Here is an 11,949-nt window from a genome sequence, read left to right on the forward strand (position 1 = left end):
CCGGATATACTCTCAACGTCTTATCAATCAAGGAGCTGTACTTCATGGATTTGAATACACATTCGATTAAACGAACACCCGCACATACTGGTATTGCCGCAGATATAACCGAACTGATCGGCCAGACACCTGCCGTTAAACTGAACCGACTCACAGGCAACGACTCCGCTGACGTATACGTGAAACTGGAATACTTCAACCCCAGTGGCAGCGTCAAAGACCGTGCCGCATACAATCTGATCGTTCAGGCTGAACTTGCGGGACACTTGCTACCCGGCGCAACCATTATCGAACCAACCAGTGGCAATACGGGCATAGGTCTTGCGATGAATGCCGCCGCCAAAGGATATAAAGCCATTCTGATCATGCCGGACAATATGTCCAAGGAACGCATCAACATTCTGAAAGCCTACGGCGCAGATGTGGTGCTCACGCCTGCTGCGGAGCGGATGCCAGGTGCGATTCGCAAAGCAAAAGAACTTCAGGCAGACATTCCAGGAAGTTTCATTCCGCAACAATTCGAAAATCAGGCGAACCCGGACATTCACCGGATCACGACGGCTCCCGAGATTATGCAACAGATGGAAGGCAAGCTGGATGCCTTCATCGCGACGGCGGGAACTGGCGGAACCATTACCGGGACGGGGGAAGAACTGCGCAAGCAGTTACCCGGTATTCGCATCTATGCGGTGGAGCCCAAAGGGTCTCCGGTGTTGTCCGGTGGCGAGCCCGGACCACACAAGCTCGTCGGTACAAGTCCGGGGTTCATTCCGGACATCCTGAATACCGACGTGTGGGATGCCATCATCCAGGTGTCCGATGAGGACGCACTGGATACGATGCGGCAGCTTGCTGCCCGGGAAGGGCTGTTGCTCGGCCCTTCCTCTGGCGCTTCGGTGTGGGCCTCCCTTCGCATTGCGAAGGAACTGGGGCCGGGGCACCGGGTGCTCTGCATTGCGCCGGATACCGGGGAACGGTATCTGAGCATGGATATTTTTTAACACAGCTAAAATCTATACACATCAAAAAGGGGCTTCCATGTCCCATAAGTCATGAGCATGACAGAGGCCCTCCCTTGTTAGCGCTCATTGGTCATTGGTTCTAATGAACCTGACACACGCTATTCGCTCCTATTTGCGCAGGTCTGACGTGTAACGAATCACAGCGACGTTATTTCTCCAAATTCGGTCGATTTACAGGCTTAAAAGCCATTTTCGGCGGGGTAACGTTACTGAGATTCGTTAGAATTTACATCACTTCATTATCACCCTAATAAGGTGCGGTAGGTTCGTTAGAATGTTGGAGCGATTGGGAGCGAGGAGCGAGGGAAAATTCCTTGAAAAAAAGGGAAGAGAAGTACATTAGAGGAACCATCAAAATAAACAAAAAAGCTCTTGCTCCCATACGGATGGTGAATCCGCAGAGAACAAGAACTTATTTTGGTAAGAAACTTTGTATAAAACAAAGCAAGAATATTTAACGTAAGCTAATTAATGTGTCAGGGTTGTCCATTCCACACCTTCAGGAAGCAGGGCCGCAATGCGGTCTTTGGCTTCCTTTTTGGTATACAGTGATTCATCAAGAATGACCGCGGAACCGGAATCCGTGCTTGTCCGAATCAGACGTCCGAGACCTTGCTTCACACGCAGGAGCATATACGGAAGATCGATCTCTTCGTATGGTGCTGCCGACGCACTGCGTTTTGCATTGAAGACAGGGTCCTGTGGTGGATACGGAAGCGACCAGATCATGACATTGGATAATGACGGGCCTGGCACGTCCAGTCCTTCCCACAGATTAACGGAGCACAGCACACTCTCCTCATCCTGCTGGAACGCCGCGATCAGATCACTGATCTCCCGGTCGCCCTCATACATAAAGCGCAAACCTTCTGCTTCAGGTACATGAACGATGTCCTGCTTGAACGCACGTAGCTCTTCCATCGTACGGAACAGAACCAGCGCACGTCCTCCACTCTCCTGAAGTAACGACACCGCATCACGCATGCGATTTTCGTTCTCCGGGTGACCCGGTATAGCTTCGTCTGTAATCTTCATCTTCATTTTGTCCGCATAATCATACGGAGAAGCCACCGAGAATGATACAAAATCATCAATGCCCAGGCTGTCCGCCACATAACGGAATGAACTGTCCACAGATAACGTGGCAGAGGAGAACACGATTGGAATACCTGTGTTGAACACACGCTCGTTCAGCATTTCCTTCACGGTACGCGGCATGATCGATAAGGTTGTCTCATCCTCGCTCTCTTCCGCCCAACAGATGTAACCATCTTCCTTGCGGAACAAAGCAAGTGCAGACTGAATCATGTCCAGATGTTCTTCCACCACACGCATCTGATAACCATCCAGCGAGAACAATCCGCTCTCAAATACCAGTTCCTCACCGATCGCATCCAGCACACTCGTCAGACGTTCAATCTCACGCAGCAGTGGCGGCTCTACCCGAACTTCTTTCCGTTCCGATCCCGGAATCGCCACCGTGTAGGTATCCAGCAAAGCAAACAGTCGCTCACTGCTCTCAATCGCTTCATCCACACGCTCCGCGAGGGATTCACGAATCTCGCCTTCCAATAGACGGGTTACGAGTTCCTCGAAAATACGGTGTTTCAGTTTGTAGCTCAGTGCGTTCAGGGCTGCTTCTTCCAGCAAATGTCCTTCATCAAATACAACTGAGCTGTGATCAGGCAGCAGGGGCAGTTGACCCTCGCGTTTACGCGCATCATACGTCCACACATGCTCCATGTAGTAATCATGGGAACAGATGATGATGTCTTTGGAACGACGGTAATGGTCACGCGACAGCGTCAGGCCGCAGCGTTGTCTTTTGGGACAAACAAAACAATCCTGGAACGGGTCCCAGTTGATTTTATTCCACTGACGATCATTCAGATGTGGATACTGTTTACGGTCACCATATGGATGGAAGGCCTGAAGTGTACCCGGCGTGTTCACAAAATCCGGCAGACTCTCATGCACTTCTTCAATAACAGGCGCATCTTCATCTGCAAATCGCATCGCACTTAATTTGTTCAGACAGACGTATTGGTCCGGTGACTTACCCAGACGTGCGTCCACTTCCAAGTCCAGATGTGCAGCCAGCTTTGCAATATCTCCGCCGGGCTTCACAAGTTGTTCAATCAAAGACTCATCGGCACAAGCGATCACTGCCGGTTTACCTGTATAACGTGCATAACAGACCGCGTAGAGCAGATAGACTAACGTCTTGCCTGTTCCGACACCGGCCTCCGCCATAATGGTCTTTTTATCTCCATAGGCCCGTTCGAGCTGGTACGCCATAAAAATCTGTTCATCCCGTACCTCGAAGCCGGACTCTGGCAAAATATCGTAAAAAACATCGGCAACCCATTCCCCGAGACGGGATACAAAAGGTTCAGCCGGATCATATGCAAAAGGATAACGTTGTGTAGACAATCCTAGGTCAGCCTCCATTCTTAGACGCGGTCCTCTTTCATTTTTCCGTTCAAAAAAGGCCGCAGGGCAAAAGTTAATTATCTCACGCGATGAAGCGGGTGACAAGCTTTTTTTACGAGATTATTTGCGAGGTTTAATGTATAGAACCAATTTTCAGGGAAAATATATACAGGAATCCACTTTAAGGAAAGGCGGTGCTTTACTCCATGAATCATCAGTCTTCACAACCAGAGCATTCCTCAGACAAATCAGCTGAGACATTAACGGATCGACAAGGTCATCCGATCACGGACAATCAGAATGTACGAACCGTTGGCAGCCGGGGACCGACTACGCTGGAGAACTATCATTTTCTCGAAAAGATTACTCACTTCGACCGTGAACGTATTCCGGAACGTGTGGTCCATGCCCGTGGTGCTGGTGCTCATGGCGTATTTGAAGCGTATGGAACGGCCGGGGATGAACCGGTATCGAAGTACACACGTGCACGTCTATTTCAGGAAAAAGGCAAACAAACGCCCGTGTTCGTTCGCTTCTCTACCGTTATACATGGCGGACATTCACCGGAGACCCTGCGGGATCCACGCGGCTTTGCTGTAAAATTCTATACCGAGGATGGCAACTGGGATCTGGTGGGTAACAATCTGAAAATCTTTTTCATTCGCGACCCGCTTAAATTTCCGGATATGGTACATGCCTTTAAGCCAGACCCGTTGACCAATGCACAGGATATGGAGCGGTTTTTCGATTTTGTCTCGCTGAGCCCTGAAGCTACCCATATGGTGACATTCCTCTTCTCTCCATGGGGCATTCCAGCGAATTATCGGCAGATGCAAGGCTCGGGTGTCAATACATATAAGTGGGTCAATCAGGAAGGCACAGGCGTACTCATCAAATACCACTGGGAACCGCTCAATCAAGGGATACGCAACCTGTTGCAAAAAGATGCGAGCGAGATTCAAGGGCAGAATTTCAATCATGCCACACTGGATCTGTATCATGCCATTGAACAAGGCGACTATCCGGAATGGGAGCTGTGCGTTCAGGTAATGGAAGACGGCGAGCACCCGGAGCTGGACTTTGACCCGCTGGACCCAACCAAGCTGTGGCCGCCGGATCAGTTTCCGTTTCTGCCTGTGGGCAAAATGACGCTCAACCGCAATCCCGAGGATTATTTCAATGAAGTGGAGCAAGCGGCATTTGGTACAGGTGTCCTAGTGGACGGGCTGGATTTCTCGGATGACAAGCTGCTGCAAGGACGCACCTTCTCCTATTCGGATACCCAGCGTCACCGGGTCGGTGCGAACTACCTGCAATTGCCTGTGAATGCGCCGAAGAACCGTGTTGCGACCAATCAGAGCGGCGGGCAGATGCAATATCAGGTAGATCGTGCACCGGGGCAGAATCCGCATGTGAACTACGAGCCTTCCTCCCTTGGTGGGTTAAAAGAAGCTACACCGCGCGGCCCGGAACATGAACCGTTGGTGGAAGGCAGGCTAGTGCGTGAGCAGATCGAACGTACGAATGATTTTGGACAAGCCGGGGATACGTACCGGGCATTCGAGGATTGGGAGCGGGATGAGCTGATCAACAACATGGTCGGCGCATTGGCACAATGCAAACCGGATATCCGGGAGCGTATGATTTCTTACTTCACCCAAGCCGATGCCGATTACGGTCGTCGTGTAGCTGAAGGGCTGGCCTCTGTGCCAACCGATGATAGTGCGACGGTCCAACCGAAACATGAACCAAGTGTCGAGCAAGCAGAGAAACGCAGTCGCGAGACGGACGGATATTAAAGTAGCTGGACAGCATTTAGACTGATAAGTCTGACACTGTTAGTACATTTGAGTATTTTGAAGTAAGCAGATTACTTTTCAAATTAAACATAGCCCTGATCGTCAAGTTGCCAATTGCAGCTGCTATCAGGGCTTTTTCATGACTAGCTGGAGTGTAATCTCCACTTCAGGATGCATGCAGCTATGTATTTTAAATTAAATGAAGTTCATATGAGTGGATCGAAGGTAAGACTTGTGCTCTGGGGATGGAAAGGCGCACTTCTCTACGTTCATTTCAGATGATTCTTCGTTAAATGAGAGCTATCACCCAATGGAAAGATTACATAATTCACGTGATATTAAAGGCATTGGAAGCTTGCAGGCCTGACCTGCCTGCATGTACCTCCATCTGATCAGATGATTATTGATGATAACGCTTACAACATTTACCATAAAGCTGTGTCCTAGAGATTACTTTCCCAATTAACCAAGGAGGTTTGCGTAATGAAATTATTCCCATCCACATCCACTCATGTATCTGCACGATCTGCACGTTCTCTGAAGGAACGCTCCCTCAAATCCAAAATGGCCCAGATCTGTCTGAGTGCCGCGTTCCCTCTATTATTAATTGGTGGTGGATCGGCCGGTGCTGAGGAACTGATCGAGAGCAGCTTGCAAAATCCCTCTGAATCGGTGGCGACTTCGAATATCGCACTTGCTGCTGGTGATCTGTATGTGTCTCCTGGCGGCTCAGCCAGCAATCCGGGAACACTGAACAGTCCAACGTCACTGGCTAACGCATTGACCCAGATCGCACCAGGCAAAACGATCTATCTACGCGGCGGTACCTATAACTTCTCCCAGACCATTACCATTGAACGTGGCAACAGCGGCACATCGAGCCAACGTAAAAACCTGGTGGCGTATGGATCGGAAAAACCGGTCTTTGATTTCTCAGCCCAAACCTTCGCTTCCACCAATCGTGGACTGCAAATGTTCGGGAACTACTGGTTCGTCAAAGGGCTTGAGGTGAAGGGTGCGGGCGACAACGGCATCTTCATCGGAGGCAGTTACAACCGTCTGGAGCAGATCGAAGCTCATCACAACCGGGATACGGGTATTCAAATGGGACGTTATGCTTCCACAGCCGCCAAGAGTGAATGGCCTGCATATAATGAAGTGATTCGTTCTTACTCCCACAACAACTATGACCCAGATGACGGCGAGGATGCAGACGGTTTTGCGGCCAAACTGACCGTTGGTCCAGGCAATGTCTTCGATGGTTGTATTGCGGCCTATAACGTGGACGATGGCTGGGATCTGTATAGCAAAACGGACACAGGCGCCATCGGCGCGGTTACGATCCGCAACAGCATCGCCTACGCGAACGGGGCAACCGCAGACGGTACTTCTACCTCCAACAGTGATGGCAACGGCTTCAAGCTGGGCGGTGAGAAGATTGCAGTGAATCATATCGTCGAGAACAGCATTGCGTTTAATAATAAAAAGCACGGCTTCACCTACAATAGCAATCCCGGTTCGATTCAGATGAAAAATAACACCTCCTGGAACAATGGGCAAAGCAACTTTGCCTTTGATGTAGGCACCCACATCTTCACCAACAACCTGTCCTTCCAAGGCGGCGCCAGTGACAAAACAAGCGGAACCGACGTCAGCAGCACTAACGTCTGGTGGAAAAACAAAAAAAGCGAGAACGCCAAAGGCCTGCTCGCTAGCGCAGCCGACTTTGTCTCCCTCGTGCCTTCTGTAACGCGTAGCGCAGACGGAACACCTGTCCTGGGCAATTTCCTCAAGCTTGCGGGTGGCAGTGATTTGATTGGTTCGGGTACGCCAGCGGGTAAGAATATTGGAGCACGGTAAGTGGTAGGTAATATAATAAAAGAATGATTTAATAGCAAAATCCCCTCTCCCATTCCAGCCTGATCGGTGGTAATGGAGAAGGGGATTTTTGAATTGCTTTGTATTGTCTGCTGGCTTATTAGGTAGATAGATAAATACTCACGGCTTGGCTAAAACCTCAATCATCAGTCTGCCACCTGTGCGAAAACCTTGCTCAAACGCCGCTTCCACATACATGGATGTGGACTGTCCGATCAAGTCGATCAGTTGTTCCAAGGCATCGTATTCGTTCCCCGTAAGCTGTGTTTTGTAATCCTGCATCAGGTCCGATATCTGGCGATTGATCTCCTGATACTCAGTTTGTTCAGGATGAATCGACTCATCCAACCGCAGGTTTCCGTGAAACAAATCCTCGATCAGGTTTGACATGTTATCCCCACCTAGTCTTTTTACCAACTATTCTCACTATACTTTAGCGGATTTTCCGCTAAAAATCAATAGCGGATAGCACGCTAAAGTATGATGTTGGTGAGGTGATGAACATGTATGCTCGTATACGAAATTTGCGTGAAGACAAAGACTTATCCCAAACACAAATGGCCACCTATCTTGGCTGTAGTCAACGTGTTTATAGCAACTATGAACGAGGCGAGTTGGATATTCCAACAGCTATATTGATAAAATTGGCTGATTATCATCAGACCAGTACAGATTATCTCTTGAATCGGACGGATGTACGGAAGCCTTATCCTTTGAATTGATACACTTTAAATTTTACAAGCTTTAGGCTAAGTGTATACATGAAGGCATAGTCCGAGACGGTGCGCCATTTGTTATAGACCACCGCTTTCAAATCCGCTAGTACCTAAAGATAAAAGAACACAACTTGCCGCACTGGAAGCATTGGGCGTTCGTTCGTAAATAAACGTTGGAGTGTCAATCTTTTTCTAATTACCGAACCACTCTTCTTTCGCATTCCTTCTTGGGTTTTTCACATACTGCCCACGGTGTAAGTAAACACCCTTTGTATGTTGTTATCCGCATTCTTATTTGACTTTTAGCTGTAAAAGTTAAATCAGCGTCTCCCAAATGTAAGTATGTGTACAGGGCATAAGATACGTCCGGATGAACCGATATTAGTAGCTCAAGTAATTCCTCTGCAGTGTAGCGTTGTAACTTAAAAACTTAGTTAGGTCGATATTATGAGCCTGCTGAAGTTTTTAGGTAGCCAGTTAAAATCCCCAACGGATTCGAGTTGATTGGGACAGTTGTCCTGCCAATGCTCATCATCTGCCGTTTTACCGATACAGGAAGAACAGCATTCACAAATGAATATATGGCTTTATGATACCATTTCAATATTTCACCTCCAGACATGAAAATAGAAGGCAGGAAAAGTTTCCTTACCTTCTAAAGTTCATACTTCTATGGATTTATATTATCATCGACTTACTATCCTGGTACTACGGATTTACTCAGAGTTCTCATACATTCTTCACCAACCCCCATCAATCAAATTGAACAGTCATTCACAGTACTGAATCCCTCGTATACGTGTAACCGAACTGCTCATGATACTCTTTCTTGAGCACGTCTGCATGCTTTGCAGAAGGGTAGCCCTGAATATTCCTACCGCTCTGCTGTCGTTCCTGAATTCTTTCCTGCCATCCAGCATGTCCATGTGCGGACTCAATCACATTGAACATTTTTTTGTCATGGTCGATAACCATGAAGTTTGATACTTCTCGTTTAAACAATAAAATCACCCCAGTTTCTTAGTGTAATAAGAACGGGTTAATGACGCCCCAACTCATGAATGACATGTGTGTACATCGCGCCACTGTGAGACGCCTGCTCTTATCCATCCTAACTATCGGTCTATGTAGGCATTTAGTTGTTGTTGATCCGCAAGATTCTGAAATTTACTTCTTCACCGATGTTAAGCGCAAAAAAAGGACCAGCACTATGGCTCGTTGGTCATAGCCCCGTCAAGTAGACAATCAAAAAAAGGAAAATCATCAAGCGGCGACTTTTTCCCGGAATTCAATTGGGGAGAGGTCGCCGAGTTTGTTTTGGAAACGTTCCTTGTTGTAAAACGAAATATAATCCACAATTTGGATTCTTGCTTGTTCTAGATTTTGAGGCTTCTCCAAATACAACTTCTCCGTCTTCAAATGGGAGAAGAACGACTCAATACAAGCATTGTCATAGCAGTTTCCACGCCGAGAATGGCTTCCTGTCAGCTTCTTCTCTTCAAGCAATTTGGCATAACTCTGTGTTGTATACTGAAACCCTTGGTCCGAATGGAGCAAGGTAGGTCCACATTTCAGTTTCTTCACTGTGTCCATAACGAGTTTTAAGTCATTTCGCTCAGAGAGTTCCCAAGCTACAATTTCGTTGTTGTACAGATCCATCACAACCGATAGATAAGCAAAATCATGTCCAATCCGGACATACGTAATATCCGTCACGAGCTTCTGCACAGGAGCTGCTGCCGAGAATTCTCGATTTAAAACATTACGGAACAGAACTGACGGTTTCCGGCCAGCAAACGGACGTTTCTTACGAATCACGGAACGAATCTGAAGTTCTCTCATTAAGCGGCGTACCTTTTTGTGATTCACCACGAGGCCTTCCTTTCCTAACGCGGTTCTCATACGTTTGTAGCCGAAATAAGGACGAAGCCGGTGAATGCCTAAAATATGTGCTTTTAGATCCGCATCCCGATCTGCTCGTTTCTCTCGGAGGACGACATTCTTCTTCCATTTGTAGTAACCTGCACGAGAAATTTCAGCAATTTTACACAACCACACCACAGGTGCCCACTTGCTTATTTCTTGAATGGACTGGCACCGGGCTTCGAAATCCAGCTTCCCTCTCCGTGCAGATTCGGATTGAGCTTTTTTAGATATTCTACCTGCGCTTTCAGATAAGCATTTTCTTCTTCTGCACTGCTAAAATGCTTCTTCGTCCAACGTCCTCGGTAATCCTCAAAACTCTCTCCATTTTGGCTTTTCCGTACCCAAGTAATAATCTGGCTCTCACTCTTAATACCAAACTTCTCCATGATCGGACTGTATGTCCAACCTTCTTCTATTCGCAGACGAACAGCCTCTTTCTTCGTTTCTTCACTATATTGATTAAAGGTTTGACCTTTTTTTGCTGGCATAGCAAAAATCCCCTCCGGTTTTTCAGTGTTGAGTTCATTTTAACATGACCTCTTTTTTCACTGTCTACCTTGAGGGGATAATACCACGTCCTTGTGTTCTGCTATTGTTTATTGATTCCTCAAAACTTCTTCCAAAATTCGGATCAGTTTGCTGTGGCGTTCTTTAAGTGCATCATAGGTTTCAAGACGTTTAAATCTTGTTACATTACTGCCTATTGTTGCAATAGCTCGCGAATTCAAAGCATACAAATAATCTGTACCAGGATTCTGTAATTTAATTCTTTCAATTTCTTCAAAATCTTCATGATTTAAATACAAAGTATCCATGTTCACATTCATTTTATCCCTCCTCTCCAAAACATCTTACTCAATTTTTGGAAGTTAAACAAAGCGGGATTTGTCTTGAGTTCATTTCCACGTTTGGGTGACCATCATATGCTCAAACGCTGTTCTGTTCTCATATAAACAAGCTTAAAACGGCTTACATTCCGTCATATGAGAGCAAAAGAAAAAGGACGCAAATGGGTGCAGCACTCAATTGTTATTATAGTAGTAAATACCATCTTCTAGTCTTATAATTTCCATTTCTATTAATTTACCAGCATAAATAGACACGACACTAAAACTTCTACCAAGTTTTTCTGCCAACTGCATTTTAGGTATGCCTTTTTTACCAGCGCTTTTAACTATTTCAGTTATTCTATGGCTAATCTTCGCCGAACGAGACCCCGAAAAAGTAATATCATTATTTTCATATGTCATGAACTTGTTATAAGAGTCAAAATTTTGCTCATTATTCTGTTTTGCATTTTCAAGTTTAAGCATAGCCTCACTAAGAGTTTTTTTGAGTTGTTCATTTGCTGTGTTACTTTCTTTAATCTGTTCTAGCAAATCTACAACTTCGATAAGCTCATGTTGAACCTTTTTATTTTGAAGTAAATTCATAAAATTACTTTCGTCTACAAAATCACTCGGTGCATATAAAACGTTGTGTTTAAACAGCAATACCATAAAAAATGCTGCTACCAGTCCAATAGGAAACAACATAACAAACCACACAAAAACACTTTGAATTTCTATAGGAAGACCTAATAAGACCGTTGTACCGGCCAATTCTGCAATACCCGCAAAGATTGCTATTATTGTAAGTGGATTCTGAACTTTGCTTTTATTGTTCACGTTTTATCAACTCCCCCGAACAATAATAACTGGATTTCCAAAATGATACAATATGCGACTATAATTTATTTCTTAGTAGAAACCTGGTCTACTACAGAACTGCTTCACTCCATCCCATCTGCCCCATACACCTTTGCATTCCCCTCGTTGCATCTTCGAAACAAGAGTACAGGTGGTTCTTTGATTGCTACGAAACGCGAGCTTCCAATCAATGGAGATGTCAACCGTCCAATTCAGTCCAATAGGCTTCATTCTCTCCTCAACAAGGATGTCAATTGTCCCATCCTTAGCATTGGCGGTATCTACAATCTTGATCCGGCGAGTAACTGTTCCCGTCGCCCTAATAAGATCATCTACCTCATATGTAGGCATCTCCATTCCATCCCTTCATATTTACAATTGATTGGGATTAATTGATCTACATCACCTGCTTTCATATTTCCGATATCTAAATAATAGAGTCAAATTTCTCCGGTAGTTCTTTATAAAAAAGAAAAAAAGGCGACGA

General features: G+C 46.2%; 9 protein-coding genes and 2 pseudogenes. 4 read left to right on the forward strand and 7 right to left on the reverse strand.

Annotated features, from left to right (window positions below; translation table 11 throughout):
* Positions 1 to 44 precede the first annotated feature (44 nt).
* On the forward strand, positions 45 to 1,001 hold the full coding sequence (gene cysK, locus V6669_RS20130; protein ID WP_338587804.1) for a cysteine synthase A: 957 nt from the start codon (positions 45 to 47) through the stop codon (positions 999 to 1,001).
* A 489-nt stretch (positions 1,002 to 1,490) separates the two neighbouring features.
* On the opposite strand, the gene V6669_RS20135 is transcribed toward cysK, so the two are convergent.
* A complete protein-coding gene (locus V6669_RS20135; RefSeq protein WP_338587805.1) occupies positions 1,491 to 3,455 on the reverse strand; it encodes an ATP-dependent DNA helicase in 1,965 nt (654 codons plus the stop codon).
* A 206-nt stretch (positions 3,456 to 3,661) separates the two neighbouring features.
* Here V6669_RS20135 and V6669_RS20140 point away from each other — a divergent pair.
* Positions 3,662 to 5,152 (forward strand): annotated as a pseudogene (locus V6669_RS20140) (catalase); the annotation flags it as partial.
* 585 nt (positions 5,153 to 5,737) lie between these two features.
* Positions 5,738 to 7,114: a right-handed parallel beta-helix repeat-containing protein gene (locus V6669_RS20145; RefSeq protein ID WP_338587806.1), complete on the forward strand. Its 1,377-nt coding sequence runs from the start codon at positions 5,738 to 5,740 to the stop codon at positions 7,112 to 7,114.
* A 138-nt stretch (positions 7,115 to 7,252) separates the two neighbouring features.
* Here the strand turns inward: V6669_RS20145 and V6669_RS20150 are convergent, their stop codons facing one another.
* Positions 7,253 to 7,522, reverse strand: coding sequence for a DUF6809 family protein (locus V6669_RS20150; RefSeq protein WP_338587807.1), 270 nt, complete (start codon positions 7,520 to 7,522; stop codon positions 7,253 to 7,255).
* 113 nt (positions 7,523 to 7,635) lie between these two features.
* On the opposite strand from V6669_RS20150, the gene V6669_RS20155 reads away from it, so the two are divergent.
* Positions 7,636 to 7,854: a helix-turn-helix transcriptional regulator gene (locus V6669_RS20155; protein ID WP_338587809.1), complete on the forward strand. Its 219-nt coding sequence runs from the start codon at positions 7,636 to 7,638 to the stop codon at positions 7,852 to 7,854.
* A 768-nt stretch (positions 7,855 to 8,622) separates the two neighbouring features.
* Here V6669_RS20155 and V6669_RS20160 read toward each other — a convergent pair.
* From V6669_RS20160 to V6669_RS20180, 5 genes and pseudogenes are all read right to left on the reverse strand, one after another.
* Positions 8,623 to 8,850, reverse strand: a complete 228-nt coding sequence (locus V6669_RS20160) for a hypothetical protein (protein ID WP_338587811.1) — start codon at positions 8,848 to 8,850, stop codon at positions 8,623 to 8,625.
* Positions 8,851 to 9,111: 261 nt separating this feature from the next.
* A pseudogene (locus V6669_RS20165) lies at positions 9,112 to 10,262 on the reverse strand (IS3 family transposase).
* Between the two features lie 108 nt (positions 10,263 to 10,370).
* Positions 10,371 to 10,601 (reverse strand): hypothetical protein, encoded by a 231-nt coding sequence (locus V6669_RS20170; protein WP_338587813.1) that lies wholly within the window; start codon positions 10,599 to 10,601, stop codon positions 10,371 to 10,373.
* A 195-nt stretch (positions 10,602 to 10,796) separates the two neighbouring features.
* On the reverse strand, positions 10,797 to 11,441 hold the full coding sequence (locus tag V6669_RS20175) for a hypothetical protein (protein WP_338587814.1): 645 nt from the start codon (positions 11,439 to 11,441) through the stop codon (positions 10,797 to 10,799).
* A 72-nt stretch (positions 11,442 to 11,513) separates the two neighbouring features.
* On the reverse strand, positions 11,514 to 11,813 hold the full coding sequence (locus tag V6669_RS20180; protein WP_338587815.1) for a hypothetical protein: 300 nt from the start codon (positions 11,811 to 11,813) through the stop codon (positions 11,514 to 11,516).
* Positions 11,814 to 11,949 lie beyond the last annotated feature (136 nt).

This window comes from Paenibacillus sp. Y5S-9, assembly GCF_036894235.1.
In the GTDB taxonomy this organism is placed as follows: Bacteria; Bacillota; Bacilli; order Paenibacillales; family Paenibacillaceae; genus Paenibacillus.